Source organism: Plantactinospora sp. BC1, assembly GCF_003030345.1.
GTDB lineage: Bacteria > Actinomycetota > Actinomycetes > Mycobacteriales > Micromonosporaceae > Plantactinospora.
Genome location: NZ_CP028158.1, coordinates 2056854 through 2083650, shown reverse-complemented (window position 1 = coordinate 2083650; position 26797 = coordinate 2056854). Strand labels below are relative to the sequence as shown.

At 72.4% G+C, this 26797-nt stretch carries 24 protein-coding genes and 2 pseudogenes; 16 read left to right on the top strand and 10 right to left on the bottom strand.

Features of this window, described 5'->3' with window-relative positions:
• The first annotated feature begins 18 nt into the window (after positions 1 to 18).
• Genes C6361_RS08845 through C6361_RS08835 form a run of 3 tightly spaced genes read left to right on the top strand, consistent with a single transcriptional unit; the run spans position 19 to position 4176 of the window.
• Positions 19 to 978 (top strand): ABC transporter permease, encoded by a 960-nt coding sequence (locus C6361_RS08845; RefSeq protein ID WP_107257060.1) that lies wholly within the window; start codon positions 19 to 21, stop codon positions 976 to 978.
• Between the two features lie 32 nt (positions 979 to 1010).
• On the top strand, positions 1011 to 1898 hold the full coding sequence (locus tag C6361_RS08840) for an ABC transporter permease (protein ID WP_369931413.1): 888 nt from the start codon (positions 1011 to 1013) through the stop codon (positions 1896 to 1898).
• Between the two features lie 13 nt (positions 1899 to 1911).
• Entirely contained in the window at positions 1912 to 4176 is a 2265-nt protein-coding gene (locus C6361_RS08835; RefSeq protein WP_107267426.1) for an ABC transporter ATP-binding protein, read from the top strand.
• A 92-nt stretch (positions 4177 to 4268) separates the two neighbouring features.
• Here the strand turns inward: C6361_RS08835 and C6361_RS08830 are convergent, their stop codons facing one another.
• Positions 4269 to 4778: a hypothetical protein gene (locus C6361_RS08830; protein WP_107267425.1), complete on the bottom strand. Its 510-nt coding sequence runs from the start codon at positions 4776 to 4778 to the stop codon at positions 4269 to 4271.
• A 239-nt stretch (positions 4779 to 5017) separates the two neighbouring features.
• Between C6361_RS08830 and C6361_RS08825 the strand changes: the two genes are divergently transcribed.
• Complete coding sequence (locus tag C6361_RS08825) at positions 5018 to 5404, top strand: VOC family protein (protein ID WP_107257052.1); 387 nt, start codon at positions 5018 to 5020, stop codon at positions 5402 to 5404.
• An 81-nt stretch (positions 5405 to 5485) separates the two neighbouring features.
• On the opposite strand, the gene C6361_RS08820 is transcribed toward C6361_RS08825, so the two are convergent.
• The 4 genes from C6361_RS08820 to C6361_RS08805 all read right to left on the bottom strand — a co-directional run bounded on the left by C6361_RS08820 (position 5486) and on the right by C6361_RS08805 (position 8595).
• On the bottom strand, positions 5486 to 6166 hold the full coding sequence (locus C6361_RS08820; protein ID WP_199853303.1) for a TMEM175 family protein: 681 nt from the start codon (positions 6164 to 6166) through the stop codon (positions 5486 to 5488).
• A gap of 157 nt (positions 6167 to 6323) precedes the next feature.
• Entirely contained in the window at positions 6324 to 7307 is a 984-nt protein-coding gene (locus C6361_RS08815; RefSeq protein WP_107267424.1) for a transporter, read from the bottom strand.
• A complete protein-coding gene (locus C6361_RS08810) occupies positions 7304 to 8209 on the bottom strand; it encodes an ABC transporter ATP-binding protein (RefSeq protein WP_107267423.1) in 906 nt (301 codons plus the stop codon). The genes C6361_RS08815 and C6361_RS08810 overlap by 4 nt, the downstream gene beginning before the upstream one ends.
• Positions 8206 to 8595 (bottom strand): GntR family transcriptional regulator, encoded by a 390-nt coding sequence (locus C6361_RS08805; RefSeq protein WP_107257046.1) that lies wholly within the window; start codon positions 8593 to 8595, stop codon positions 8206 to 8208. The genes C6361_RS08810 and C6361_RS08805 overlap by 4 nt, the downstream gene beginning before the upstream one ends.
• Before the next feature lie 232 nt (positions 8596 to 8827).
• On the opposite strand from C6361_RS08805, the gene C6361_RS08800 reads away from it, so the two are divergent.
• Positions 8828 to 11716, top strand: a complete 2889-nt coding sequence (locus C6361_RS08800; protein WP_234359418.1) for a BTAD domain-containing putative transcriptional regulator — start codon at positions 8828 to 8830, stop codon at positions 11714 to 11716.
• Between the two features lie 143 nt (positions 11717 to 11859).
• Here C6361_RS08800 and C6361_RS08795 read toward each other — a convergent pair.
• Positions 11860 to 13444 (bottom strand): annotated as a pseudogene (locus C6361_RS08795) (alkaline phosphatase).
• A 266-nt stretch (positions 13445 to 13710) separates the two neighbouring features.
• Between C6361_RS08795 and msrB the strand changes: the two are divergent.
• Together msrB and C6361_RS08785 are read left to right on the top strand one after the other, a co-directional pair.
• Complete coding sequence (gene msrB / locus C6361_RS08790) at positions 13711 to 14172, top strand: peptide-methionine (R)-S-oxide reductase MsrB (RefSeq protein ID WP_234359417.1); 462 nt, start codon at positions 13711 to 13713, stop codon at positions 14170 to 14172.
• Between the two features lie 93 nt (positions 14173 to 14265).
• Positions 14266 to 15237, top strand: a complete 972-nt coding sequence (locus C6361_RS08785; RefSeq protein WP_159079254.1) for a hypothetical protein — start codon at positions 14266 to 14268, stop codon at positions 15235 to 15237.
• A gap of 39 nt (positions 15238 to 15276) precedes the next feature.
• Here the strand turns inward: C6361_RS08785 and C6361_RS08780 are convergent, their stop codons facing one another.
• From C6361_RS08780 to C6361_RS08770, 3 genes are read right to left on the bottom strand one after another with little or no spacing between them, the layout of a single operon-like run.
• The gene (locus C6361_RS08780; RefSeq protein ID WP_234359416.1) at positions 15277 to 16401 is read right to left on the bottom strand and encodes an esterase-like activity of phytase family protein; all 1125 of its coding nucleotides are present in this window, start codon (positions 16399 to 16401) and stop codon (positions 15277 to 15279) included.
• Positions 16402 to 16452: 51 nt separating this feature from the next.
• Positions 16453 to 17646, bottom strand: a complete 1194-nt coding sequence (locus tag C6361_RS08775) for an alpha/beta fold hydrolase (RefSeq protein ID WP_107267421.1) — start codon at positions 17644 to 17646, stop codon at positions 16453 to 16455.
• A 27-nt stretch (positions 17647 to 17673) separates the two neighbouring features.
• Complete coding sequence (locus tag C6361_RS08770; RefSeq protein WP_107267420.1) at positions 17674 to 18264, bottom strand: TetR/AcrR family transcriptional regulator; 591 nt, start codon at positions 18262 to 18264, stop codon at positions 17674 to 17676.
• A 206-nt stretch (positions 18265 to 18470) separates the two neighbouring features.
• Here C6361_RS08770 and C6361_RS08765 point away from each other — a divergent pair, with 206 nt between their 5' ends.
• The 9 genes and pseudogenes from C6361_RS08765 (at position 18471) to C6361_RS36920 (ending at position 25985) form a co-directional block, all read left to right on the top strand.
• Positions 18471 to 19742, top strand: a complete 1272-nt coding sequence (locus C6361_RS08765; protein WP_107267419.1) for a beta-propeller fold lactonase family protein — start codon at positions 18471 to 18473, stop codon at positions 19740 to 19742.
• 226 nt (positions 19743 to 19968) lie between these two features.
• Positions 19969 to 20271 carry an urease subunit gamma gene (locus tag C6361_RS08760; RefSeq protein ID WP_107267418.1) on the top strand — a complete coding sequence of 101 codons (303 nt, stop codon included), beginning with the start codon at positions 19969 to 19971 and terminating at the stop codon, positions 20269 to 20271.
• Positions 20272 to 20319: 48 nt separating this feature from the next.
• A pseudogene (locus tag C6361_RS08755) lies at positions 20320 to 20661 on the top strand (urease subunit beta); the annotation flags it as partial.
• A gap of 249 nt (positions 20662 to 20910) precedes the next feature.
• A complete protein-coding gene (locus C6361_RS08750) occupies positions 20911 to 22629 on the top strand; it encodes an urease subunit alpha (protein ID WP_107267416.1) in 1719 nt (572 codons plus the stop codon).
• 37 nt (positions 22630 to 22666) lie between these two features.
• Positions 22667 to 23230 (top strand): urease accessory protein UreE, encoded by a 564-nt coding sequence (ureE, locus tag C6361_RS08745; protein ID WP_107267415.1) that lies wholly within the window; start codon positions 22667 to 22669, stop codon positions 23228 to 23230.
• The gene (locus tag C6361_RS08740) at positions 23230 to 23943 is read left to right on the top strand and encodes an urease accessory protein UreF (RefSeq protein ID WP_234359415.1); all 714 of its coding nucleotides are present in this window, start codon (positions 23230 to 23232) and stop codon (positions 23941 to 23943) included. Before ureE ends, C6361_RS08740 begins: the two co-directional genes overlap by 1 nt.
• 29 nt (positions 23944 to 23972) lie before the next feature.
• The gene (ureG, locus tag C6361_RS08735; protein WP_107270832.1) at positions 23973 to 24659 is read left to right on the top strand and encodes an urease accessory protein UreG; all 687 of its coding nucleotides are present in this window, start codon (positions 23973 to 23975) and stop codon (positions 24657 to 24659) included.
• Positions 24656 to 25567: an urease accessory protein UreD gene (locus C6361_RS08730; protein WP_107267414.1), complete on the top strand. Its 912-nt coding sequence runs from the start codon at positions 24656 to 24658 to the stop codon at positions 25565 to 25567. The genes ureG and C6361_RS08730 overlap by 4 nt, the downstream gene beginning before the upstream one ends.
• A 124-nt stretch (positions 25568 to 25691) precedes the next feature.
• The gene (locus tag C6361_RS36920; RefSeq protein ID WP_159079253.1) at positions 25692 to 25985 is read left to right on the top strand and encodes a hypothetical protein; all 294 of its coding nucleotides are present in this window, start codon (positions 25692 to 25694) and stop codon (positions 25983 to 25985) included.
• A gap of 44 nt (positions 25986 to 26029) precedes the next feature.
• Here the strand turns inward: C6361_RS36920 and C6361_RS08725 are convergent, their stop codons facing one another.
• Complete coding sequence (locus C6361_RS08725; RefSeq protein ID WP_107267413.1) at positions 26030 to 26758, bottom strand: class I SAM-dependent methyltransferase; 729 nt, start codon at positions 26756 to 26758, stop codon at positions 26030 to 26032.
• Positions 26759 to 26797 lie beyond the last annotated feature (39 nt).

Sequence of the window (26797 nt, the reverse complement as noted above, 5' to 3'; positions counted from 1 at the left end):
CCGGGGAGGGATCCGCCAGTGGTCCGGTACCTCGTCACGCGCCTGGGCCAGGCTCTCATCGTCGTCGTGCTCGTCACCGTGATCGCCTTCGTCCTGCTGCACCTGCTGCCCGGCGGTGCGGCCCGGGCGACGCTGGGCAAGGAGGCGACGCTGGAGCAGTTGGCCGCGTTCAACCACGAGATGGGCTACGACCGGCCCTGGATCCAGCAGTACGGCATGTACGTGCAGCGCCTGCTGCACGGCGACCTCGGCTACTCGTTCCAGCTCAACCAGTCGGTCACCGAGGCGATCACCCAGCGGCTGCCGAAGACCATGGTGCTGTCGCTGCTCTCCACCCTGCTGGCGATCGTGGTGGCGATCCCGCTCGGGGTGATCCAGGCGGTGCGCCGCAACCGCTGGCCGGACTACACCATCACCTCGCTGTCGCTGCTGGCGTACGCCACCCCGATCTTCTTCATGGGCCTGATGCTGATAATCCTCTTCTCGCAGGTCTGGCCGATCCTGCCGCCGGAGGCGCCGCAGGGCTTCACCGTCGGCGAGGTGCTGGCCGACCCGGCCGGGCTGGTGCTGCCCACCGTCACCCTGGCGATCGTCACCATCGCGGTCTACTCGCGCTACGTCCGCTCCTCGATGGTCGACAACCTCAACGAGAACTACGTCCGGACGGCCCGCAGCAAGGGCCTCTCCGAGCGGCGGGTCGTGGTCCGACACACCCTGCGCAACGGGCTCTTCCCGGTCATCACCCTGCTCGGGATGTACCTGCCGGCGCTGTTCAGCGGTGCCCTGGTGGTGGAGTCGCTGTTCAACTTCCCCGGCATGGGACAACTCTTCTGGCAGGCGGCACTCAAGCGTGACTTCCCGATCCTGCTCGGGGTCACCCTGATCATCTCGGTGGCGACGGTGCTCGGCGCGCTGATCGCCGACCTGCTCTACGCCGCGGTCGACCCGCGGGTACGACTCCGGGGGAGCACCTCGTGACCACCCTGACCGAACTGGCGCCGACCCCACCGGTGGGCGCACCGCAGCCGGCCGCCCCCGACGACGCCCCGGTACGCGGCCTCTGGCGGCAGGGGGTCGCGGTCTTCTGCGAGAACCGGCTGGCCCTGGTCGGCCTCGGGCTCTTCGTGCTGCTCGCCGGGGTCTGCTTCCTCGGGCCGATCTTCTACCACACCGACCAGGTGCACACCGACCTCACCCGGGTACACCTGGCACCGGGCTCCGGTCACCCGCTCGGCACCGACGGGGTCGGCTACGACCAGCTCGGCCGGCTGATGCTCGGCGGGCAGACCTCGATCGTGGTCGGGCTCGCGGCGGGGATCCTCGCCACCTTCCTCGGCACGCTCTGGGGCGCCGTCGCCGGTTTCGTCGGCGGCTGGGTGGACGCCGCGATGATGCGGGTGGTCGACGCGATGATGTCGATCCCGTCGCTCTTCCTCTTCATGCTGCTGGCCGCGATCGTCACGCCGAGCGTACCGATGCTGATCGTCATCATCGGCGCCTTCGCCTGGCTCGGCCCGGCCCGGCTCGTCCGGGGCGAGGCGTTGACGCTGCGCTCCCGGGAGTACGTCCACGCGATGCGGGGGATGGGCGGCACCGGCGGCCGGGCGGTACGCCGGCACATCGTGCCGAACGCCATCGGCACGGTGATCGTGAACGCGACCTTCCAGGTCGCCGACGCCATCCTCTACGTCGCCTACCTCTCCTTCCTCGGCCTCGGCGTCCCGCCACCGGCCGCGAACTGGGGCGGGATGCTCTCGGACGGGCTGGCGGACACCTACAGCGGCCACTGGTGGCTGCTGTATCCGCCCGGAATCGCCATCATCCTCATCGTGCTCGCCTTCAACTTCATGGGCGACGGGTTGAGGGACGCCTTCGAGGTCCGCCTCCGGCGACGCTAGGGGGAGTGGGGGAATGAGCGCACCGATCGACTCGACGGCCGCGCCGGCAGGGGCGTCCGGGGAATCCGGCCCGCTGCTGGAGTTGCGGCACCTGCGTACCGACATCGCGCTGCGGCGCGGCGTCGTGCACGCCCTGGACGACGTCAGCCTGGAGGTCCGGCCGGGGGAGACCCTCGGCATCGTGGGCGAGTCGGGCAGCGGAAAGACGATGACCGCACTGTCGGTGATGGGCCTGCTGCCGTCGGGCGGCGAGGTCGTCGGCGGCGAGATCCTCTTCGAGGGCCGCGACCTGCGGTCGCTGCCACCGCAGGAGGTACGCCGGATCCGGGGCGTCCGGATGGGCATGGTCTTCCAGGACCCGCTGACCTCGCTGAACCCGACGATGCGGATCGGCGTCCAGGTCGCCGAGCCGCTGCGGGTGCACCAGGGCGTCGGCAGGGCGCAGGCTCGGGAGCGGGCGATCGACATCCTGCGGCGGGTCGGGATGCCCCGCCCGGACAGGGTGGTCGACAACTATCCGCACGAACTCTCCGGCGGGATGCGGCAGCGGGTCGCGATCGCGATGGCGCTGGTCTGCTCGCCCCGGCTGCTCATCGCGGACGAGCCGACCACCGCGCTGGACGTGACCACCCAGCGGCAGATCCTCGAACTCATCGACGACCTGCGGGAGGACTTCGGGATGGCGGTCGTGCTGGTCACCCACGACCTGGGGGTGATCGCCGGCCGGGCCGACCGGGTCGCGGTGATGTACGCCGGCCGGGTGGTCGAGACCGCCACCACCGGTGAACTCTTCCGGTCACCCCGGCACCGCTACACCGAGGCGCTGATGGAGGCGCTGCCGGAGTCGGCCACCCGGGAGCCGGACGCCCGGCTCTACAGCATCCCCGGCCTGCCGCCGGACCTGTCCCGACCGCTCACCGGCTGCCGGTTCGCACCCCGGTGCCGGTACGCCACCGAGGAGTGCCGGACCACCGAGGTGGCCCTGACCGCCGGCCGGCACCAGTACGCCTGCCTGCACCCGGTGGCCCCGCCGACCGGCACCTCCGCCGAGCCGGCGACCGGACCGGTGGAGCCGACCGGGCGGGACGAGCCGACCGGGCGGAACGAGTCGACGGGGCGGGACGAGTCGACCGGGCCGGTCGAGGGGGCCGGGCCGGTCGAGGGGGCCGGGCCGGTCGAGGCGGTGACGCTCCGGGCGGACGAGCCGGCACCGGCGCTCCGTCCGGGCGGGCCGGTTGGGACAACGGAGTCCCGGCCGGTCTCACCGGCACCGATCCTCTCGGTCCGCGAGCTGGTCAAGGACTACCCGGCGAGCGGTGCCGGGTTGCTGCGCCGGGCCGCCGGGCAGGTGAGCGCGGTCGCCGGGGTGTCGCTGGACGTCCATCCCGGCGAGACCTTCGGGCTGGTGGGCGAGTCCGGGTGCGGCAAGTCGACCGTGGGCCGGCTGGTGGTCGGGCTGGAGCGGCCGACGGCGGGGCGGATCGTGCTGGACGGTACCGACATCGCGACCCTTGGCCGGCGGGAGCGGCGCCGGATGCACCGGCAGGTCCAGTTGATGTTCCAGGACAGCTACGCGGCGATGAACCCCCGGATGCGGGTCGACGCCATCCTGGCCGAGCCGCTGGAGATCCAGCAGGTGGGCGACGGGGCGGCCCGGCGGGCCCGGATCGGCACCCTGCTCGACCAGGTCGGGCTCTCCCGACGGGTACTGGAGCGCTATCCGCACGAGTTCTCCGGCGGTCAGTTGCAGCGCATCGGGCTGGCCCGGTCACTGGCCCTGCAACCCCGGCTGATCGTCGGGGACGAGCCGGTCAGCGCGCTCGACGTCTCGATCCAGGCGCAGGTGCTCAACCTGATGCGGGACCTGCAACGCGAACTCGGCCTGGCGTACGTCTTCATCAGTCACGACCTCTCCGTCGTCGACTACATGTCGGACCGGGTCGGGGTGATGTACCTGGGCAAGCTCGTCGAGGTCGGTCCGGCGCACGACGTGGTCCGATCGGCGCGGCACCCGTACACCCAGGCGCTGATCGACGCGGTCCCGTCAGCCCGCCCCGATGCCGCCGCGACGGACCGGGAGAGCATGACGATCCGGGGTGAGCTGCCGAGCGCGCTGAACCCGCCGACCGGGTGCCGGTTCCGTACCCGCTGCCCGATCGCGGCCGAGATCTGCCAGACGGAGCCGCCGCTGGCCGGCGACGTGCATCAGGTGGCGTGCCACTTCCCGCTGCGCCCGGAGTCGAGTGCCGCGCCCGCCCGGACCGGCGCGGCCCGGTAACCGGACCTGGTGGTTCGGCCGGGTAACCGGACCGGGGCGGTTCGGCCGCCCGGGTTCGGTCGTCCCCGGGTGGCCGGCCGCCCGAGCTTCGGTCAGGTGGTGGGGAAGCCGTACCGGGCGGCGTGCTCGGGGTCGGCCGGGTCGATCTGCCGGATCCCCTCGTCGGCGAGTCGCTTGTTCACCTCGTCGAGGTGGTCGCGCACCAACCGCGCCTCTTCCTCGGTGACCCGCCCCCGGTGCGGCCGGCCGGCATGCTCCAGGGTGGCGTAGTCGACGCGTTCCCGGCTCGCCTTGGCCGGGCGTACCCGTTCGGCGGTCCGCAGTAGCTGGGCCATCGGCACGTCGGTGGCGAGCGCGTCGAACTCGCTGGCGGTGAGCACCACCCGGCGGGGAGCCTCGCCCGGCCGGCGGTCGTGGATCTCCACGACCGCGACGTCGAGCGCGGCGTCGTCGATGCTCTCGACCTCGGTCGGCTCGGCCTCCAACTGCACCGGCCCGGCGACCAGGTCGGGGTGGTCCAGCACCACGATCCGGACCACCTCGTCGGCGGACTGGACCACCTTGCCACTGAAGTCGGAGACGTGAACCGTCCGCTTACCCATGCCTGCGCTATCTCCTGTCCGGGCGGGGGCCGCCTGGCGCCAGCTCCTCGGCGGGCGACGGCCAGCCACTGAAATTACCCGACAGGTGTGCGAACCGCCCGGCTGGGGCGGGGCGTGTCGGGGTCGACTCCCCGATCTAGGTGATCTCCGTTTCGCGCACCACCTCCGGCCCGGCGGGAATATCCGTACCCCGTATAGTGTACGATGTAAGGAGTTAATCGACCGCCAGGGAGCCGCTAGTGAAAATCACCTCCTCCGCCGTCTCGCTGAACGTGGCGGACGTCGCCGCCTCCAGCCGTTTCCTCGTCACCCACTTCGGGTTCCACGAGGCGATGGCCGCCGACGGCTTCGCGTCGCTGACCAGGGACGACGTCGGGATGAACGTCGTCTTCCTGCGCCAGGGCCTGCCGACGCTGCCGGCCGACCAGCGTGACGACCACGCCCGTGGGCTGATCCTGGCCTTCGTCGTCGACGACCTGGAGGGCGAACTCGCCCGCCTCCAGGCCGAGGGCGTGACGATCACCATGCCGCTCACCGTCGAGGAGTGGGGGGAGCGGGCCTTCCAGGTCCGCGACCCCAACGGCGTGATCGTGCAGCTCGTCGACTGGAACGGCGCCGAACAGTAGACCGGGCCCATCCGACGGTGGCCCGCCGACCCGGGTCGGCGGGCCACCCGTGCCCCGGCGGCTCGTCGGCCGGATCGGCGGTCAGCTCCCGGCCCCGCCCCGGGAGCGGCCCCGGGAGACGAGCGGCGCGCTGTAGAGGCCGCCACTGGTGAGGCCGTAGAACGGTGGCAGGAGGATGAAGATCACCAGGCCGGCCAGCGGCGTGACCAGGGCGCCGAGCAGACCAGCCACGGCGTACAGCACCAGACCGATCACCGCCCGGAGCCGCTCGCTGGGGAAGAACCGCTCGTCGACCCCGTCCACCAGCAGCTCCCGGTGGGTGGCCAGATAGTGGTAGAACGCCAGCCAGCTCGCGGAGAGCACCGCGCCGACCAGGGCGTACAACGCGGCGGCGACCCGCTGGTCGGCGAGGTTGTGTTCCTGTAGCGCCCGCGAGAGCACCGAGGTCGGAAACGGCAGCAGTGCGGTACTGAACAGGACGAGCAGGTTCATCCAGTGCAGCCCTCGATCGGCCCGGCGGATCCGGCCGAAGGTGGCCTTGTGGTTCAGCCAGACGACGGCGATGTACAGGTACGACGCCACGTACGCCGCGTAGCTCGGCCACTGCTCCAGCAGTTCGGAGAGCAGCCGGCCCGGCTCGACCTCCGGCATCCGCAGGTCGAGCACGAGCAGGGTGATGACGATCGCGAGTACGCCGTCGCTGAACCCCTCGGCACGGCCGGTGTCCGTCTCTGCCCCGATGTCCTCGGTTGGCCCACCCACGGCGACCGGCTACCCGGGAGCGGTACCGGTAATCGCCGCCGCCGGACCCCGTCCGCTCCCGGCACCCGGCCGGCTTCGGACGAACCGGCGGAGACGACCTCGGGACGCCGCGCTGGCGACCGGTCCAGGCGGGACCGGCCGCCGACGCCGGGTCGGTTCAGTTCAGGCCGCGCGGGATCCGCCAGAAGGCGAATCCGGCCAGCAGCGCGGCGAGCACCAGATACAGCCCCAACTCCAGCCACTGGAAGGTCCAGTACCGGTCGGCGGGCTGGTACGACAGGACCATGTGGAAGCCCTTCGACTCCACGCACGCCTTGTGCACGTCCGGCGAGGTGTGCGGGCAGTCCTCGAACTGCTCCCGGTTCGCCGGCTGCCCGGAGGCGTCGAAGAGTTGCGGATTGCCGGTCAGCACCCAGGCACCGGGTACGGCGAACCCCTCGGTCCGGACCTCGCCCGCCCCGTTGAGCTGTAGCCCCCTGGCGTTGGCGGCGGTCCAGGCGACGGTCTCGGTGACGGCGGGTTGCAGGTGCGGGCGGACCGTCGTCGGGATCAGGATCTGCAACAGGACGAAGCCGGCGAGCAGGATGGCCATCGCGGGGAGGGTCCGGCGGACCAGCAACCCGACGGTGATCCCGGCGACGACCGCGAAGACGGCGTAGCCGAGCGGGGCGATGTTGCGGGCCGGGAAGAGCAGCGGGTCGAACCGGCCCTCGAACAGCCTGTCGTACGGGCTGGCGGCCCAGGTCAGCAAGAGGCTGAGCGCGCCGGTGAGGAGCACCCCGGCCAGGGTGACGAAACCCAGTTTGACGGCCAGCCAGCGGGTGCGGGTGACGCTCTGGTTCCAGACCAGACGGTGGGTGCCGGACTCGAACTCCCGGGCCAGCAGCGGCGCGCCCCAGAACGCCCCGAGGATGCCGGGCACCAGCACGACCAGGAAGCCGGTCAGCAGCAGCGGTGTGAAGTAGGCGTTCTCGAAGACGTCCTTGGCCGCTCCGACGTCGCACCCGGCGCAGCCGACGTTCACCTCGTAGGCGTTGCGGATCCGCAGCCCGAGCACGACCAGGTAGGTGCCGAGGGCGACCAGTACCGCGACGGCGACCAGGGCCTGGCCGCGGAACTGACGCCAGGTCAGCCAGATCATCGGGAGACCTCCAGCGGCTGTGCCGGGTGCGGGGTGCCGGCGGGTTCGGCGGCCCGGGCGAGGTAGGCGAGGACCATCTCCTCCAGGTCGAGGTGTTCGGCGGCGGGCAGGCGGTCGAGCAGCGTACCGGTGGTGTCGCGGACGATCAGCGTGGTCTGCCGCGCCGTGTGCGTGGCCTGGATGACCTCGGTCCCCGGGGGTGGCGGATCGAGGTCGGCGCGCGCCGCGACCAGCCGGTAGTGGGCGGCGAGCAGTTCCTCCACCTCGCCGGCCAGCTGGACCCGGGAGGCGGCCAGCACGATCAGGTGGTCGCAGACCCGTTCCAGGTCACCGAGCAGGTGGGAGGAGAGCACGACACTGACCTCGAGTTCGGCGACGAACTCCATCAGGCTCTGTAGGAACGCCCGCCGGGCGAGCGGGTCGAGGGCGGCCACCGGCTCGTCGAACATCAGCAGTTGGGGCCGCTTGGCGGCGGCGAGCGTCAGGGCGAGTTGGGCCCGCTGGCCCCCGGAGAGCCGACCGGCCTTCTGGGTCGGATCGAGGCCGACCTGGCCGATCCGCTGCCGTGCCAGCCGGTCGTCCCAGCCGGGGTTCAGCCGGGCGCCCAACCGCAGGTGGTCGCCGACGGAGAGGCCCGGGTAGACCGGGGTGTCCTGGGCGACGAAGCCGACCCTGGCCAGTTGGGCCGTGTCGGCGGCGGGCCGGGATCCGAGCACCTCGATCGTGCCGGCGGTCGGCGCGATCATGCCGGAGGCGAGGTTGAGCAGGGTGGACTTGCCGGCGCCGTTGGGGCCGACCAGGCCGACCACCCGGCCGGCGGGGATGCTCAGGGTCACGTCCGTGAGCGCCGGGCGCCGGCCGTAGCGCTTGCCGAGTGCGTCGGTCCGCAGGACCGGGGTCATGGTTTCACCTCTGTGGCCTTTCGGAATGTGCTCATGAAGAGGGCTTCGATGCTTTCCGCGTCCAGGCCCGCGCGCTGGGCCCGGGAGAGCCACCCGACCAGTTCGGCCCGGAGTGACTCGTGCGCGGCGAGGGAGTCGTCGGTCAGCGTCCGGGTCACGAACGTCCCCACCCCCGGACGGGGTGAGACCAGACCCTGGTGTTCCAGCTCCCGGTAGGCCTTGAGAACGGTGTTCGGGTTGATCGCCAACCGCGCCACGACCTCCTTGACCGTCGGCAGTTGGTCACCGGCGGAGAGCAGGCCGAGCCGCAGCGCCTGCTGCACCTGCTGGACGAGTTGCAGGTACGGCGCGAGGCCCGAGCGGGTGTCCAGGTGGAATTCGATCACTGCTACCTCTATTTATCTAGTCTCCTAGGACTATAGGTCTACAGCACTGATTGCTGTCAAGGAGAATCCGCCGGCCGGCGCGGCGGGCCGGGCCGACGTTCGGGCGTACGCCCGGAAACCGCCGTTGGTCCGATAGGCACATCAACCGACGCTGATCTAAGTTCGACGGCAGTGGGCGCCGCACCGGATCACCCGCGCGCGGCGGCTGGTGGACGGACGGCGGGGGGCGCTCGTGCGGATTCAGCTGCTCGGTCCGGTACGGGCCTGGCGGGACGACGAACCGCTCGACCTGGGGCCTGCGGCCCGCCGGGTGGTGCTCGGGCTGCTGGCGCTGGCCGGCGGCAGACCGCTACAACGCGCCGAACTCATGAGCGGACTCTGGTACGACCGGGAGCCGCCGACCAGCGCGGCAAACGTCATCCAGACCCACGTCAAGCACCTGCGCCGGCTACTTGAGCCGGAGCGGCGCCCCCGGGACCAGGGCACCGTGTTGCGGCTGGTCGGCGACGGCTATGCGCTGCACGTGCCCGACGCCGGGCTGGACGTCACACGGTTCCGGCAGCGGATCGACGCCGCCACGGCCGCGCAACGGCGTGGCCAGCTCGACGCGGCCGCGGAACTGCTCGGCGAGGCACTGGCGCTGTGGCACGGTGCACCACTGGCCGACGTACCCGCCCTGGCGAGCCATCCGAAGGTGGTCGCGCTGGTCGGCGAGCGGCAGTCGGCACTCGGCCGGTACGGCGAGGTGATGATCGCCGCCGGTCGGGCGGCCGAGGGGCTGCCGATCCTGGCGGAGGCGGCGGTCGCCGCGCCACTGGACGAGGCGGCGCACGCGCGGCTGATCCGGGCGTACCACGCGGCCGGGCGGCGGGGGCAGGCGTTCGCCGCGTACCACGAGGTGCGCCGGCGGCTCGCCGACGACCTCGGGGTGGCCCCCGGGCCGGAGCTGGCGGCGGCGCACAGCGCGCTGCTGCACGACGAGGAGCCGACCGGCCGACCGACCCGTGCGGAGACGGTGACCGTGCCGGCGGCGGCCCGCAGCGCACCCAGGCCGGCGCAGCTTCCGGCGGACCTGGCCGAGTTCACCGGTCGGACCGCCGAGCTGGCCCGGCTCGACGGGCTGCTGGACCGGGCGACCCGGCCGCCCGGACCGGGCGCGACGGTGATCGCCGTGGTCTCCGGCACGGCCGGGGTCGGCAAGACCACCCTGGCGGTGCACTGGGCGCACCAGGTGGCGCACCGGTTCCCGGACGGCCAGCTCTACGTCAACCTGCGCGGCTTCGACCCCGCCGGCCCGGCGGTGGATCCGGCCGAGGCGGTACGGCAGTTCCTCGACGCGCTCGCGGTGCCCGCCGAGCGGATCCCGACCGACCTGGACGCCCAGGCGGCGCTCTACCGCAGCCAGATGTTCCACCGGCGGATGCTGGTGCTGCTGGACAACGCCCGGGACGCCGCCCAGGTCCGGCCGCTGCTGCCCGGCGGTCCCGGCTGCCTGGTCGTGGTCACCAGCCGGGCCCGGCTGGCGGACCTGGTCGCCATCGAAGGTGCCGGACCGGTACCGGTGGACCCGCTGCCGGCCCGGGAGGCCCGCGAACTGCTGCTGCGCCGGATCGGCGGGCCCCGGGCCGGCGACGAGCCGCAGGCGGTGGCCGAGATCCTGGCCCGGTGTGCCGGGCTGCCGCTGGCGCTGGCGATCGTGGCCGCCCGGGTCGCCACCAGCCGGAACCTCTCCCTCGGCGAGCTGGCCGGCCAGTTGCGCCGGGGCGCGGACCGGTTGGACGCGCTGAGCACCGGCGACCCCACCACCGACCTGCGGGCGGTCTTCTCCTGGTCGTACCGGTCGCTGCGCCCCGCCGCCGCGCGACTGTTCCGGCTGCTCGGCCTGCACCCCGGGCCGGACCTCTCGGCCGCCGCCGCGGCGAGTCTCGCCGGCCGGCCGCTCGCCGAGACCCGCGAGACGCTGGCCGAACTGACCCGGTCCAACCTGGTCGGACAGCGGTCCAACGGCCGGTACGCCCCGCACGACCTGCTGCGGGCGTACGCGGCCGAGGTGGCCGAGCGGATCGACTCGGAGCGGCGGCGCCGGGCCGCCGTCGACCGGCTGCTCGACCACTACCTGCACAGCGGGGACGCCGCCGACGCCCTGCTGCGGACCGAACCGGCTCCCCTCCCGCTCGGCCCGATCCGCCCCGGGGTCACCCGGGAGCAACCGGTGGACCACCAGCGGGCGCTGGACTGGTTCGCCGCCGAGCGCCCCGTGCTGCTGGCCCTCCTCGACTACGCCGCCGGCACCGGACGGGACACCCAGACGTGGCAGCTCGGCTGGATCCTCGCCACCTACCTGGACCGCAGCAGCCACTGGTACGACCTGGTCGCCACCCAGCGGGCCGCGGTCACCGCCGCGCGCCGGCTGGCCGACCCGGCGGCCCAGGCCGTCGCGCACCGGTTCCTCGCCCGGGCCTACACCCGGCTGGCCCGGCTCGACGACGCCGACGCCCAGCTCCGCAACGCCCTGGAGCTGTACGGCCATGCCGGTGACCAGGTCGGACAGGGCCACACCCACCTGAACCTGGCGCTGATGTGGGAACGCCGGGGTCGGCTCTCCGAGGCGCTCGACCACGCCCGGCGGGGGCTCGGACTGCTGGAGGCGGCCGGCAACCGGCACGGGGAGGCGCGGGCCCGCAACGCGGTCGGCTGGTGCCTCACCCTGCTGGAGGACCACTCCTCGGCACTGTCCTACTGCGAGCAGGCCCTCGCCCAGCTCCAGGAACTCGACGACCGCAACGGTCAGGCCAACACCTGGGGGAGTCTCGGACGGGTGCACCACCACCTCGGCCACCGGGACCGGTCGGTGCACTGCTACGACCAGGCGGTGCGGCTCTACCGGGCGATCGGTGACCGCCACCTGGAGGGCATCACGCTGTCGCATCTCGGCGACACCCACCACGCCTTCGGCGACCTGCGCGCCGCCGCCGACGTCTGGCGGGAGGCGCTGGAGGTGCTCGCCGAGGTCGACCACATCGAGGCGGGGCAGGTGCGCGGCAAGCTCGCCGGGTTGGACCACCCGGGCCGGGTGGTCGGGACCGTGGTCGGCGCCGACGGGGCGGCCCACCGGTGGTGAGCCGCCCTCGGCCGGGGTGCTCGGCCGCCGGACGGCGGCCGGGGTGCCGGTCGACTCAGAGGCAGGCCGGCAGCCCGAACGCCGCGACGAGGCGCGGGTCGAACGGGGGACATCGGCTGCCGGGGAATCGGCCAACCGTCCGGTCAGCGCGGCGCCGGCAGGGTCGTCGTCCATAGTGCACGGCCGTCCTGGTCCCGCAGGTGCACGGTCAGCGCACCCGAGGGGCCGTCGATGGCCACCTCGCCGAAGTGCTGGAATCCCTCGGCCGGCGAGGTGTTCGCCCGGGGTGGCGCGTGCACGAAGACCGCCCGGGGCCCGAACGTGCCGTCCAGGGCGTTCGGGCCGAACGCGCCGGCGTGTGCCGGCCCCGAGACGAACTCCCAGAACGGCGTGAAGTCGGCGACCGCCGCCCGGGCCGGGTCGTAGTGGTGCGCGGCCGTGTAGTGCACGTCGGCGGTGAGGAAGACGATGCCGCGTACCCCGGCGCGGTGCGTGGCGCGCAGGATCTCGGCGAACTCCAGTTCACGCCCGGCCGGCGCGCCACCGTCGCCCTGGGCGACGCCCTCCTGTGCGGTAGCCCCGTCCGGCACCACCAGGCCGATCGGCAGGTCGGCGGCGATCACCTTCCAGGTCGCCGTCGACCGCTTCAGTTCCCGGACCAGCCACTGCCGCTGTTCACGGCCGAGCAGTCCGCGCGACGGGTCGGCGTACGTGTTGCCGTCGTTGGGATCCTTGTGCGTGCGCATGTCCAGCACGAAGAGGTCCAGCAGCGGCCCGTACGGCAGCCGCCGGTAGAGCCGCCCGTCGGACGGGGTCGGCACCCACTCGTGGAACGCCTGCCGGGCCCGGGCGGCCAGTACGTCGACCCGGCGCTCGGTGTACCGGACGTCGTCGAGGATCTCGCCGGGGTACCAGTTGTTCGTCACCTCGTGGTCGTCCCACTGGTTGACCTGCGGCACCTCGGCGACGAACGCCCCGGAAGTGCTCATCGAGCAGGTTGTAGGCGAACTGTCCCCGATATTCGGCCAGCGTCTCGGCGACCTTGCTCTTCTCCGGGGTGACCAGGTTGCGCCAGATCCGCCCGTCGGGCAGCGTCACGGTCTCGGCGAGCGGCCCGTCGGCGTAGACGGTGTCGCCGCTGCACAGGTAGAAATCGGGGCGTACCTTCCGCATGGCGCCGAAGATGCCCATGCCGCCGAGATCGGGCGCGATGCCCCAGCCCTGGCCGGCGATGTCGCCGGTCCAGACGAACCGGATGTCGTCGCGCCGGTCCCCGGGCCCCGGGGCGGTGCGCAGGCTGCCGTCGAGCGGCGCGCTGAACAGGCCGGGCCGGTCCAGGCTCTCCACCCGGGCCCGGTAGTAGAGCCGTTCCCCGGCGGGCAGCCCGGTCAGGCGTACCCGGCCGGTGAAGTCGCCGCGCGGATCCAGCACCGGGCCGCGGAGCCGGCGGGCCCCGCGCAGGTCGGGCCGGCGGCTGACCTCCAGGTGCAGCCGTCCCGCCCGGTCCGCCCGGGTCCAGACCACCGCGGAGTGCGCGGTCGCGTCCCCGCTCTGCACCCCGTGGGTCAGCACCGGGCGTCCGCCGGGCCGCCAGCCGGGCGCACCGGACCGCCCGGCCCGGTCGGGGACGGCGGTCGCGGCGGCGCCGCCGAGCAGGGCGCCGCCGGCGAGTCCGGCTCCGGTGGTCAGGCCGGCGCGGAGCAGGGTACGCCGATCGAGTGCGGTCATCGGTCCTCCTGGGCTGGGTCCGAACTTTGATCGCCCCGAGGTCTACCGGCCGGACGTTGCCTGACCACCCGGCTTCGGTGACCACCGGCCCAACCGCACGCGAACGACTGCCCCGGGCGACCGGCGACCCGCACCGGCCGGCCGGGTTTCCGGTGCCGCCGGCCGGGTAGCAAACTCCGGCTCTGCCGCCCGCGCGACCAGCGTCCGCCGGTGGCGGTGCAGTGCCCGGCGTACCCGTCCGGGCAGGATCCGGGCAAGGAGGACTGGTGGTGTCGAAGGAGTACCGCAAGGACCCGGAGGCGATTTCCCGGCTGTCCGAGCAGCAGTACCACGTCACCCAGGAGAGCGGCACGGAACCGCCGTTCCGGAACGCCTACTGGGACAGCAAGGAACCCGGCATCTACGTCGACGTCGTCTCCGGCGAGCCGCTGTTCGCCTCCGTCGACAAGTACGACAGCGGTACCGGCTGGCCGAGTTTCACCGCCCCGATCGAACCGGCGAACGTGGTGCAGATCGACGACACGACCCTCGGGATGGTCCGTACCGAGGTGCGGTCGGCGCACGGGGACAGCCATCTCGGCCATCTCTTCGACGACGGCCCACGGGACCGGGGCGGGATGCGGTACTGCATGAACTCGGCCTCGTTGCGCTTCGTACCGCTGGCCGACCTCGAACGCGAGGGCTACGGCGAGTACCGCCGGCTCTTCGACGGCGCCGACGGGAGCTGACCCGCCGCCCGTCGGTGAGGTCGGCGCGGCGGGGTCCGGCGGGGTCGTGACGGCCAGCGGGGGGCGGAGGCGGACCTGATAGTGTCCGCCGCCGTGACACTGCCGAGCGACATGAACCTGGCCTGGTCCGACCCGGTGCTGCAACACGCGGTCGACGCCCTGGCCGCCGGTGACGCGATCCCGGGTTACCGGGCCCTGGCCGAGAGCGCCGGTGACCCGGACCGCCGTGAACTCTACGTCGACGTGCTGGGTGACGTCGGCGCCGCGCGGCTCGGCACCCTGCGGGCCGAGGCGGAACGGGCCGCCGACGACCCGCACTGGTGGCTGTTGTCCGGCTCCGCCATGCGGTCCGCCGCGTGGGCGGCCCGTGGCGCGGCGCAGATGAAATACACCTCGGAGCGGCAGGTACGCGGGTTGCTGGAGCTGTCCCGCGAGTCCCGCGACATGTTGCGACTGGCGGCGAAACTGGCGCCGGACGATCCGGTGCCGTGGACGGTCATGCAGAGCATCGCCAAGGCGGCCCCGATCCACCCGGACGAGCCGCACGCGGTCTGGAACCGGCTGCTCGCGCTCGCCCCGGACTCCTTCCTCGGCAACCACCAGCGGCTGAGCATCCTCTGCCGCAAGTGGTACGGCAGCACCGACCAGATGCTCGGCTTCACCCGTGAGCGCCGCACCACCCTGCCGGACGGGCACCCGCTGTGGTCGCTCGCGCCGCAGGCGTACATCGAGGTCTGGGTCGACGGCTGGATGGTCGGCAACATGGCGACCCGGATGTACCGGGTGATGACCAGCGGCCCGTTGAAGAAGCGCGCCGCGCGGGCCGAGGTCGACGCGGCGTCGGACCGGTTCCTCGCCGGTGCCGCCGCCTACGCCGACCATCCCTGGCTGATGGTGGCGCACCAGATGTTCGGCGCCTACTACAGCAGGGCGGGAGTGCGCGACCGGGCCCGGACCCACCTGGAGCGCGGCGGTGACCGGGCGTCGTCCTGGCCGTGGGGCTACTTCCCCGGGGAGCAGCAGGCCGCGTTGACCAGTGCCAGGCGGTCGGTGGGGCTCGGCTAGCGCCGCCCGGGATCGATTGCCCGGGCGGGGAGTGGCCGGCTATCGACCCCGGCCGGACGGCCGGCGGCGGGCCCGCCAGATGGCGAATCCGCCGACCGCCACCAGGAGCAGCAGGGTCAGCGCGACCGCGCCGACGAACCGGCCGGGCAGGTCCCGGCTCGACTCCGCCGCCCGGTCCCGGTCGGGTCGGGTGTCGTCGGGTACCGCCGGGGTGGCGGCACCGGGCGACGAGGAGGGCCTCGGCTCCCGATCCGCCAACGGATAGCGCAGCAGCACCGGGTCGGCGGCGGACTCGCCCTCCGCCTTCTCCGAGAGGGTCAGCAGTGCCGTGCCGTCCGAGCCGTACGTGACCGTCTCGCCCTGCGGTTCGTCGGGCAGCGGGATGACCCGGGGCGTCCCCTGCGTGACGGCGCGGACCACGTCGCCGTTGGTGACGTCGAACTCCAGGGCGTCGGCATAGGTGCGCAGTACCACCCGGCTGCCGTCCGGGGCGACCGCACCGCCGGTGACGAGCTGCCGTCCGAAGATCGAGAAGGGGTTGCTGGTGCTGCTCCTCGGCAGGGTGAACTGGCCGACCCTGCGCAGCGGGGTGGTCTGCCCGGCCCGCAGCCCCCGGGCCGGGGCGTAGAGCCCCGGGGTGCCGGAGTCCTTGGTGACGATGATCGGGGTGCCGTCGCCGGAGAGCAGCAGCGCCTCCGCGTCGTGCGCGCCGTCCGGATAGCTGACCCGGTGCAGTACCGGCGACCGCGCGCCCGGGGCCAGTTTCCAGAGCGCCACGGTCTCGCGTACCCGGTCGTTGTCGCCGATGTCGCCGACCCAGATGGTGCCGTCCGGTGCCCGGGCCAGGTCCTCGGTGTCCCGGGGCCGCGACGGATAACGGACGGTACGGGTGACCGCACAGTCCCGGTCGAGGAAGAAGATCCGCCGCCGATTGTCCACATCGGAGCTGTCGTTGACCACCACGTAGCCGTCGTCGGTGGCGGCCAGCCCGGACACCTCGGGCAACCGTTCGTCCTCGATCGTGCAGACCGGGGTGCCGGCGGCGGCCCGGGCACCGGCCGCGACCTGCCCTGGTGGCTGCCCGGCGGCGGCCGGCTCGCCCGCCGCGCCGCCCGCCGGAAGCGCCAGTACCGCCGCAGCCACGAGGATCACCAGGCGCCGCATCCGGCAAGTGTGGCACGGGGTTTCACGTTTCGGGCCGGTACCCGTCGGGGGTCAGCCCATCGCGGGACCGCCGCCGCTCAGAGCACCTTCCGTGGTGAGGGAGGCGTCTCCTCCCGCCCCGCCGGGGGCACCTGACCGGCGCCGGGTGGCGGCGTCCGGGGCCGGACCGATGCCGGCGGTGCCGCGGGATTCCGCGTAGCTCCCGTTCGCGGTCCCGTGCTCGCCCGTGCTCGCGGTTTTGTGCTGGCTCGTGGTCTCGGTTTCGTGCTGGCTCGTGCACTCGGTTCCGTGCTGGCTTGCCGTTTTGGGTTCCGGCTCGGTGTCGTGGACGAAGTCGACCACCCGGCGTACGACGTCGGGGTCGGCCAGGATGCGCACGTGCCCGAGCCCGGTGGTGCGGTGCAGCCGGCCGGGCCAGGCGGTGGCGATGGTGACGCCGTCGGCCGGGTCCACCTCACGGTCCTTGCGGTCCTGCACGGTTAGCAGCGGCGGGAGTTCGCCGGCCGCGCGAGCCCGGGTGCCCAGGTCGTAGTCGGCGATCGGCCGGCCGACCAGCGACTCCATCGCCGCGACGAGCCGGTCACCGACCCTCGGGCCGATGCCGAGCGTCCGCCGGAACGCCTGGATGTAGGGGAGAGGGTCGGCCATTGGCGCGATCATCACCAGCCGGTGCACCGCCAGCCCGTCGAGGACGGCGAGCCCGGTCGCGGTGGCGCCGAGCGAGTGGGCGAGCACGGCGTGCGCCGGGCCGTGCGCCCGGACGACCGCCACCAGCGCGTCGGCGAACTCGGCGAGGGTGCTGCGGCGCGGGCCGAGCGCGCCCGGTCCGGACCGGCCGTGGCTGGGCGCGTCCCAGGCGACCACCCGGTATCCGGCCGCCACCAGCGTGGGGACGAAGCCGTGCAACTGACTGGCCGAACCGCCCCAGCCGTGCGCCAGGTAGACGAGGGGGCCGCTGCCCCAGGCCCGGCCGGTGACCGTACCGCCGTCGACGTCGACGGTGAACGGGGCGCCGTCGTACGGGCCGGTGAAGGTGGCGGCTCCGCCCGGTCCGGCCGGCACGGTGGGGGCGGTGGTACGCCGACGGGGCGGGGTGCACCAGAGCCGGAGCGCGAGCCGGCCGCCGGCCTCCGGTGCGAGGTGTTCGAGGGTACCGAAGAGGACCCGCGACCCGCCGACGACGACGGCGCGACTAAAGGAACGAACGATCGTGCTTTTTTTGCGCCGGACGTGTGAGCTGGCCATGACGGGCTCCTCGGGGTTGTGGTGCGTTCAGTCGGACTTCGGTCGTGCGGCGTCCAGCAGGGCCTCGAAAGCCTGCCGGGTCCAGGTCTCGGTGCGCGGGTCGTTCAGCAGGCGTCGCGCGTGGAAGGCGCCGAGCATGACGCTGTGCAGGTCGTGGGCGAACCGCTCCGGATCGGCGGCCTCGTCGAACTCGCCCTCGGCGATCCCGGTCCGGAAGACCTGCGCGATGACGTCGGCGAGGTCCTTGTGGTCGGCGACCAGTTGGTCCCGGACCGCGCCCGGCTGGTCGTCGAACTCGGTGGAGGCCGAGACGAAGAGGCAGCCGGCGGCGAAATCGAAACTGCCCACCCAGTTCTCGAAGAGGGCCCGCAGTCGGGCCTCACCCCGGGGGGCGCGCAGTGCGGGACGGACCACCTCGGCGCTGAAGGCGTCCCGGGCGTAGGCGAGCACCTGGAGGTGCAGCGCCTCCTTGGAGCGGAAGTGTGCGAACAGCCCGCTCTTGGACATGTCGAGCCGGGCGGCGAGCGAGCCGATCGTCAGGCCGCCGAGACCGAGCCGGCTGGCGACCTCGGTCGCCTCCGCCAACACCGCCTGTCGGGTGGCCGCACCCTTGCTCACCCGGCATTGATAGCACGACCGTTCGCATTCTGCCAAGGCCCGCCCACGGCACATGGCCGCGGCGCCGTGCCCATCGGTGGCGGACGGCGAGCGGCGGGGGAGAAATCCGGTACCGGCTTCGGCGCCGTGGGCGCCGAAGTAGCCTCAGGTTGGATCGGCTGCCGCTTCGCCGGGGCGACCCGGCGGCGGGATACGGGGGAACGGGTATGTCGGATCAACGGGCCGTGCCGACCGAGGCTCCGCACCGCGACGCGCGGCACGGTGGGCATCTCTACATGCAGACGAACGAGACCCGCAACGCCATCGTCCACTACGTACGGTCGGCGGACGGCATGCTCACCGAGGCGGAGCGGGTCCCCACCGGCGGGGCCGGGTCCGGGGAGTTCAAGCCGATCAGCGGCCAGGAGAGCGCGCCGAACGCGTTCGAGGGCGCGGGCAGCGTCATCCTCAGCCCGGACCGGCGGTTCCTGTTCGCCACCAACGGGGGCGACAACTCGGTCTCCAGTTTCGCCGTCGCCGACGACGGCCGGCTGACGTCGCTGGACTACAAACCGACCGGCAATCCCGTCACCGGACGCAGCGGCACCGCCAAGTCGCTGGCGTACGCGCCGACGACCGGCACGCTCTATGTGCTGCACGCGTTCGGCCCCGACCACCTCCGGCTGATGTCGGTCGACAACGACGGCAGGCTCGCGGTACGCCTGGAGCGGTACTCGGTAAACCTGCCGGACAAGCCCCACCGGGTGGCGACCATGGTCACGCTCTCGCCCGACGAGCGGTTCACCCTGGTCGGCACCACCTTCGACCAGCCGCCCACCGCCAATCCGGACGGTTCGGCGATCCTCTGGGTGCGGGGGCCGGACGGCGCGCCGAAGTCGATCGCCTCGAACGAACCGGATCCCGACGGGCTCGCCGTCTTCCCGGTGACCGGCGACGGCACGCTCGGCGCACCGACGTTCCACGACGGGGGCGGCGGCTCCCCGTTCTTCATCTCCTTCCTACACGGTCGCCCCGACACCTTCGTGGTCGGGCAGGCCGTCGGCGACGGAATCGTGATGGGCACCATCGCCCCGGACGGCGGGATCCAGATCGGCCCGCTCGTCACGATCGACACTAGCGCCGGCAAGCCCTCCGAACTCTGCTGGCTCTCCGTCTCGCCGGACGACAGCAAGGTGTTCGCGACGAACTTCGGCTACAGCAACATCAGCAGCTACCACCTGGACGGCATGCGGCCGACGATCGCCAAGGACCCCGCCTGCCCGAGGGTTCCCGGCGACGGTACGTTCCGGGCACTCAACGGCACCGTGAGCAGTGGTCCCAGCGACAGTTGGCTGACTCCCGACGGCGCGTACCTGTACCAGATCTACGGGAACGCCGCCAAGCTGGTGGGGTACGCCGTCCAGCCGGACGGGTCGCTCGAAGAGATCACCAGCGTGGGCATCCCGTACAACAGCCCGCAGGGCCTGGCCGGAGTCTGATCGGCTCCGGCCAGGAGGCGGCCGCCGGCCCGGGATCGGCTCTCCGGGATCGCGCGCCCGTGGCGACTGTCTCCAGCCCCGGGTCTATTGCGGCATTTCGCCGTTGTTGCAGCGTTGTGTCGCTTATCGTGGTGGTGCCAGGCGCGCAGCGCGGGTACGAACAGCTCGTGCCGCCGACGCGGAATCCCGGACCCGGCGGCCAGCGAAAGGAACGTGAGGACGGAGCATGCACCTCACCCCGAAGGAGTTCGACAAGCTGACCATCCTCTCGGTGGCCCAGATCGCCGCCGCCCGCAAGGGTCGGGGCGTCAAGCTCAACCATCCGGAGGCGGTCGCGGTGGTCGCCGCGGCGGCGCTGGAGGGAGCCCGGGAGGGCAAGACCGTGGAGGAGGTCATGCACCTCGCCAGCCACGTCCTGACCCGGGACGACGTCATGGAGGGAGTGGCCGACCTGGTGCCGATGGTCCAGGTGGAGGCGGTCTTCACCGATGGCAGTCGGCTGGTGACGGTGCACTCGCCGATCCAGTAGCAGGCAGTCGATGCCCGCTGGCCGGACCCGGACAGGAGGTGAGCGGAGATGCCCGACCCGCGGCGACACCCCGGGCCCGGCCCGAAGCGTACCCAGCCGATCGGCGGCTACGTCCTCTCCGACGAGCCGCTGGAACTGAACGCGGGCCGGCCCACCATCCAGATCGAGGTGCACAACACCGGGGACCGCCCCATCCAGGTGGGCTCGCACTTCCACTTCTACGAGACGAACCGGTACCTCGAATTCGACCGGGAGGCGACCTTCGGCTGGCGGCTGGACATCCCGGCCGGCACGTCGATCCGGTTCGAACCCGGTGACAGCAGGACCGTCCAGCTCGTGCCGTACGCCGGCCGGCAGCGGGCGTACGGGTTCAACGGCCTGGTGAACGGCTGGACCGGCACCGGCCCGGAGCCGGGCTATCAGCCGGACCGCCCGGAGGTCGCCCGTCGCGCCCGGTTGCGCGGTTTCCGGTCCACCTCCGAAAAGGACGTCGCCGGCAGCGGCCGGAACGATACTGGGGAGGGTCCGGCGACGGCCGGCGGCACTCCGCACGGCCGGCGGAAGTAGCCGCGACGGCAGAGCACGAAGGCCGCCGGCGGGTGGCCCGGGACCTGAGCGAACAGTCCGGGAGCAGAGCGAATGAGTCGGATATCCCGGCAGGAGTATGCCGGACTGTACGGCCCGACGACCGGTGACAAGATCCGGCTGGGCGACACGGACCTCTACATCGAGATCGAGGAGGACCTGCGCACCCTCGGCGACGAGACAGTCTACGGTGGCGGCAAGACCCTGCGGGACGGCATGGGCTCCAGTGCCGAGTTCACCAGTGCCAACGGCGTACTGGACCTGGTCATCACGAACGTGACCGTGCTGGACGCCTGCCTCGGCGTGGTGAAGGCCGACGTCGGGGTGAAGGACGGCAGGATCGCCGGGATCGGCAAGGCAGGCAACCCGGACGTGATGGCCGGGGTCACCCCGGGGCTGGTGACCGGCCCGGGCAGCGACGCGATCTCCGGGGAGCATCTCATCCTGACCGCCGGGGGCGTCGACACCCACGTGCACCTCGTCGCGCCCCAGCAGGCGTACGCCGCGCTCAGCAACGGGGTCACCACCATCTGGGGCGGCGGCACCGGCCCGAGCGACAGTTCGAACGGGGTTAACGCCACACCCGGGCCGTGGAACCTGCACGCCATGATGCGGGCCTTCGAGGGGATCCCGATCAACGTCGGGCTGATCGCCAAGGGCAACAGTTCGGGCTGGGGGCCGCTGGCCGAGCAGGCGCTCGCCGGTGCGGCGGGTTTCAAGATCCACGAGGACTGGGGTGCGACGCCGGAGGCGATCCGCTCGGTGCTGACCGCCGCAGAGCGGTTCGACGTCCAGGTGGCCGTGCACACCGACACGCTCAACGAGAGCGGGTACGTGGAGGACAGCATCGCCGCGTTCGCCGGCCGGACCATCCACACCTACCACACCGAGGGGTCGGGCGGTGGGCACGCACCGGACATCATCAAGGTCGCCGGCCAGATCAACTGCCTGCCCAGCTCCACCACACCGACCAACCCATACGGGATCAACAGCCAGGCCGAGCTGTTCGACATGATCATGGTGGCGCACAACTTCAACCCCAAGGTCCCGTCCGACGTGGCGTTCGTGGAGAGCCGGGTCCGCGCCGAGACGATCGCCGCCGAGGACGTCCTCCAGGACATGGGCGTCATCTCGATGATGTCCAGCGACTCGCAGGCGATGGGCCGGATCGGCGAGACCTGGCTGCGCACCGTCCAGCTCGCCGGCACGATGAAGCTGGCCCGGGGCAAACTGCCGGAGGACTCGCCCGACAACGACAACTTCCGGGTACTCCGCTACATCGCCAAGGTCACCATCAATCCGGCGGTCACCCAGGGCATCGCCCACGTGCTCGGTTCCGTCGCGCCCGGCAAGCTCGCCGACCTGGTGCTCTGGGACCCGGCCTTCTTCGGCGCCAAACCCAAGATGGTGATCAAGAACGGGATGATCGCCTGGTCGCTGATGGGTGACCCGAACGCCTCGGTGCCGACCCCACAGCCGGTCGTCTACCGGCCGATGTTCGGCGCGTACGGCACCGCGCTCAGCGAGAGCTGCGTGACCTTCATGTCGCAGGCCGGCTGCGAGGCCGGGGTGGCGGAGAAGCTCAGGCTGCGCCGCCAGGTCCTTCCGGTGCGCGGCACCCGGAGCCTGACCAAGCGGGACATGGTGCGCAACGACGTCCTGCCCCGCATCGAGGTGGACGCGGAGACCTTCGCGGTCCGGGTCGACGGGGTGCACGCCACCGTCCCGCCGGCCCGCACCCTGCCGCTGAGCCAGCTCTACTTCTTCAGCTAGCGGTACCCGGGACGGACCGGAACTACAGGAGATCGAGATGCTCGTGGAATCGGTACTGGGCAACGCGGCCGACCCGCACTGGCGGAGCCGGCTGGACGTGGCGCGGGTGGACAGCCTGCGACTCGACCAGTGGCAGGCGCAGAAGAGCCGGCTGCGCAAGCGGACCGCGCACGGTGTCGAGGTCGCGCTCTCGCTGGGCCGGGGCAGCCGGCTGCGCGACGGAGACGTGCTGCACTGGGACGAGGTGGCGGCGACCGCGATCGTCGCCGAGGTCGAACTCGGCGAGGTGATGGTCGTCCACCTCGGCGGGCTGGAGAAGGAACCCGTAGAGCTCGGCCTCCGCTCGGCAGTGGAACTCGGGCACGCGATCGGCAACCAGCACTGGCCGGCGGTGGTCCGGGGTACCCGGATGTACGTGCCGGTGACCGTCGACCGGACGGTGATGGACTCGGTGATGCGGACCCACGACCTGGCCGGGATCCGCCACGAGTTCCTGCCCGGTACCGAGGTGATCGCCTACCTCGCCCCGCACGAGGCCCGCCGGCTCTTCGGCGGGGCGGACTCGACGCCGCACTCGCACGTCGCCGAGATCGCCGACTGATGCCGCCCGACCCGCCGTCCAGCCTGCCGGACATCTCGGCGACGGTGAAGATCCTCCAGTTCGGCGACTCGATGTTCCCGGTCGGCGGGTTCGCCTTCTCCGGCGGCCTGGAGATGGCTGTCCAGCTCGGAGTGGTGCGGGACCGGTCCGAGCTGGCGGAGTTCGTCGCCACCGTGGCCCACCTGGCTGCCGGCTGTGACGGGGTGGCGTTGCTGGTCGGGCACCGGGCGGCCCGGGCCGGCGACCTGGCCGGGATCCGCCGCGCCGACGAGGCGGTGCACCTGCGCAAGCTCTCCGAGGAGAGCCGGACCATGACGGTACGGATGGGTCGCAAGCTCGCCGAGGCCGCCGGGCACATCGTCGGCGACTCGCTGCTCGACAAGCGGTTCCGGGAGGCGGCCGAAGACCGGGTCCCGGTCACCTATCCGGTTGCGCTCGGCGTGCTCTTCGCCATCCTCGGCCTCTCCGAAGTGGACGCGTTCGCCGTACACCAGTACGGGGTCGCGACGATGGTGCTCGGGGCCGCCGTACGACTGATCCGGGTCGACCACCTCGACACCCAGTCGATCCTGTACGCGGTGAACGCGACCGCCGCCGACGAGTACCGCCGGGTGGCTGGTGTCGGCCTGGACGACATGGCCACCTTCGGGCCGGTGCTGGACGTGCTCGCGGCGGCCCACGTGCGGGCGCACGTGCGGATGTTCATGAACTGATTGCTGGGGACGAGATCGGGAGTGGTGTGGTGAAGACAGCGAGTCGGATCGGGGTGGGTGGCCCGGTCGGCAGCGGCAAGACGGCGATCATCGAGGCCATCGTGCCGAGGCTGGTCGAGAGCGGGTTGCGGGTGCTGGTGGTGACCAACGACGTGGTGACCACCGAGGATGCCGCGCACGTGCGGCGGGCGCTCACCGGTGTGCTTGTGCCCGAGCGGATCATCGGGGTGGAAACCGGGGCATGCCCGCACACCGCGATCCGGGAGGATCCGAGCATGAACCTCGCCGCCGTGGAGGACATGGAGCGGCGCTTCCCGGACAGCGACCTGGTGCTCATCGAGAGCGGCGGGGACAACCTGACGCTCACCTTCAGCCCGGCCCTGGTCGACCACTTCGTCTACGTGATCGACGTGGCGGCCGGTGACAAGATCCCCCGGAAGAACGGTCCGGGTATCGCCCGCTCCGACATCCTCGTCATCAACAAGATCGACCTTGCCCCGTACGTCGACGCCGATCTGGAGGTGATGGCACGGGACGCTGCCGCGATGCGCGACGGGAAGCCGTTCGTCTTCACCAACTGCCGTACCGGTTCCGGGGTCGACGAACTGATCTCCCTGATCCGGTACGACGTGCTGTTCGACCTTGCCCCGCCGGTCGGTACCGGTCCTCAGCCGCCTACCGGCCGGTCGGCGGGCGCGCTCGACGTACCGGCGTGAGGTGGCTCGACGGCGTACCGGAGCTGGCGCCGTACCAGGACCAACCGGCCCAACTGCCGGCCGCCGCGCCCGGCAAGGTGGGACTGCTCCGGCTCGACTTCGCGTGCCGCGGCCGTCGCACGGCATTGGTCGACCTGTTCCGGCAGGCCCCGCTGCTGGTGCAGCGCGCACTGTACTGGGACGCGGCGATGCCGGAGATGGCCTGCGTGTTCCTCGTCTCCACCTCCGGCGGGACGGTGCAGGGCGACCGGTACCGGATCGACGTGGCGCTCGGCGCACGGGCACGGGTGCACCTCGCCACACAGGCGGCCCAGAAGATCCAGCAGATGGACGCGAACTACGCCGCCCAGGTGCAGCGGATCAGCCTTGCCGACGAGGCGTATCTGGAGTACCTGCCCGAGCCGGTGATCCCGTACCGGCACAGCCGGTTCCACTCGTACACCGAGGTCACCCTGCCGGAGTCCGCCACCGCGCTGTACGCGGAGGTCCTGCTGCCCGGACGCAAACACCGGGACGGCGAGCTCTTCCAGTACGACCTCTTCTCGGCCACCCTCCGGGTGAACCGACCCGGCGGGCCGGACCTCTTCGTCGAGAAGTTCGTCGTCGAGCCCGGCCGGTTCGGTGCCGACCGGCGGGGCGTCTTCGGAGAGTTCCACGTCCTCGGCACCGTCGTGCTGCTGACCTCGGCGGAGCGGGCCGGACGGGTGGCCGACCGGACGCCACCGGTCTGGGACGCCGACGTCCCGTTGGCGGCCGGGGCGAGCCGGCTGCCGAACGACGCGGGCCTGCTCTACCGGGTGCTGGGCATGGAGACGGAACCGGTCCGGGAGCGGATCCGCGAGTTCTGTGCCGTGGCTCGGGCGGAGACCGTCGGCCGGGCCACCCCCGCAGCCTTCAGGTGGCGTTGACGGGCGCTCCGGCCGGGGTGCGGCGGCCCGGCCGTCGTCTGTGGATCCCGCCGGTCGCACCGACTTCCACCGACTCGATGTTTCTGAACCTCATCGGCTTAGTGTTTGGCCGCCACCCTCGCCCGTGATCGGCGTTGCCGAGAGCCCTGGCCGGGCTCGGCAACCACCTGGTCAGTCGTACGGCCGGCGCCAAGGGCCGCCCCGGCTCCGGGACCGGCACCGCCGGCCGGTCGCGGCGGCCGGCGCCGCACCGATGATGGGGCGGCCGGGTGCCGGCTTCGCCGGTCGGCCCGCCGACGGGTACCCGATCACCGACCCCCGGCTGGCCGACGACGGCACTGCCTGGTCCGGCGACGGGACGCTGGAGTGGAGCGGCGAGGCGGACCCACCGCCGTCCATCCTCGGCCACGAGGACTGACCGGTACCCGGGGCGTCACCGCCTGTTCCGGTGGCGGGGCCGGGTCAGCGCGAGCGCCGGGCGACGAAGACGAACTCCCGGCCGGGCCGGTCCGGTGCGTCGCGCACGTCGAGGACCCGGTAGCCGTTGGCGGCGAGGCTCGCCGCCACCTCGTCGCGCTCCCGGAACCGCAGCGTGGAGTCCGAGGTGACGACCGTGCCGTCGGCCAGGAACCGGTAGACGTACCGGAAGGAGACGAACGGGAGGCCGACCTCGGTGACCTCCAGGCGTCGCTGCACCGGACCGGTGCCCGGGATCTCCAGGGTGACCGGGTCCACCGTGGCCGCCCACTCCTGCCAGGCACGGCGTTCCGGTCGCCGGGTCTCGAAGACGAGGTGGCCGGCCGGGCGGAGCGCGGCGCGGATGCCCCGGAGGGTCCGCGCCCAGTCGTCGTCGGTCAGGAAGACCTGGGCGACGTTTCCGGTCATCGTGGCCAGGTCGGCCTCGACCGGTGGCAGCGCCGTGCAGTCACCGTGGATCCAGCGGACCGTCCCCGCCGGGTCCTTGCCGCGCGCGACCTGCAACGACGCCTCGGCCGGGTCGACGCCGACCACCGAGCGGCCGTGCCGGGCGAGCAGGATCGCCAGCGATCCGGTGCCGCAACCGACGTCGAGCACCGTCTCCGCGCCCAGTTCGTCGGCGATCGCGAGATAGCCGGCGAGGTCGTCGCGGTCGCCGTCGAAGGCGTCGTAGACGGCTGCGAGCAGCGGGTGGGTAAAGATCGGGTCCGGCATTCCATCACCCTTGGTCAAGGTTCGGGCGCTCTGCGTGAG

Bases quoted from the DNA above. Each gene is read 5' to 3' on its own strand.
- C6361_RS08835 (WP_107267426.1), top strand. From the start codon at position 1,912: ATGAGCGCACCGATCGACTCGACGGCCGCGCCGGCAGGGGCGTCCGGG.
- C6361_RS08830 (WP_107267425.1), bottom strand. From the start codon at position 4,778: ATGGGTAAGCGGACGGTTCACGTCTCCGACTTCAGTGGCAAGGTGGTC.
- C6361_RS08815 (WP_107267424.1), bottom strand. From the start codon at position 7,307: ATGATCTGGCTGACCTGGCGTCAGTTCCGCGGCCAGGCCCTGGTCGCC.
- C6361_RS08810 (WP_107267423.1), bottom strand. From the start codon at position 8,209: ATGACCCCGGTCCTGCGGACCGACGCACTCGGCAAGCGCTACGGCCGG.
- C6361_RS08780 (WP_234359416.1), bottom strand. From the start codon at position 16,401: ATGCGGCGCCTGGTGATCCTCGTGGCTGCGGCGGTACTGGCGCTTCCG.
- C6361_RS08775 (WP_107267421.1), bottom strand. From the start codon at position 17,646: ATGGCCAGCTCACACGTCCGGCGCAAAAAAAGCACGATCGTTCGTTCC.
- C6361_RS08765 (WP_107267419.1), top strand. From the start codon at position 18,471: ATGTCGGATCAACGGGCCGTGCCGACCGAGGCTCCGCACCGCGACGCG.
- C6361_RS08760 (WP_107267418.1), top strand. From the start codon at position 19,969: ATGCACCTCACCCCGAAGGAGTTCGACAAGCTGACCATCCTCTCGGTG.
- C6361_RS08750 (WP_107267416.1), top strand. From the start codon at position 20,911: ATGAGTCGGATATCCCGGCAGGAGTATGCCGGACTGTACGGCCCGACG.
- ureE (WP_107267415.1), top strand. From the start codon at position 22,667: ATGCTCGTGGAATCGGTACTGGGCAACGCGGCCGACCCGCACTGGCGG.
- C6361_RS08740 (WP_234359415.1), top strand. From the start codon at position 23,230: ATGCCGCCCGACCCGCCGTCCAGCCTGCCGGACATCTCGGCGACGGTG.
- C6361_RS08725 (WP_107267413.1), bottom strand. From the start codon at position 26,758: ATGCCGGACCCGATCTTTACCCACCCGCTGCTCGCAGCCGTCTACGAC.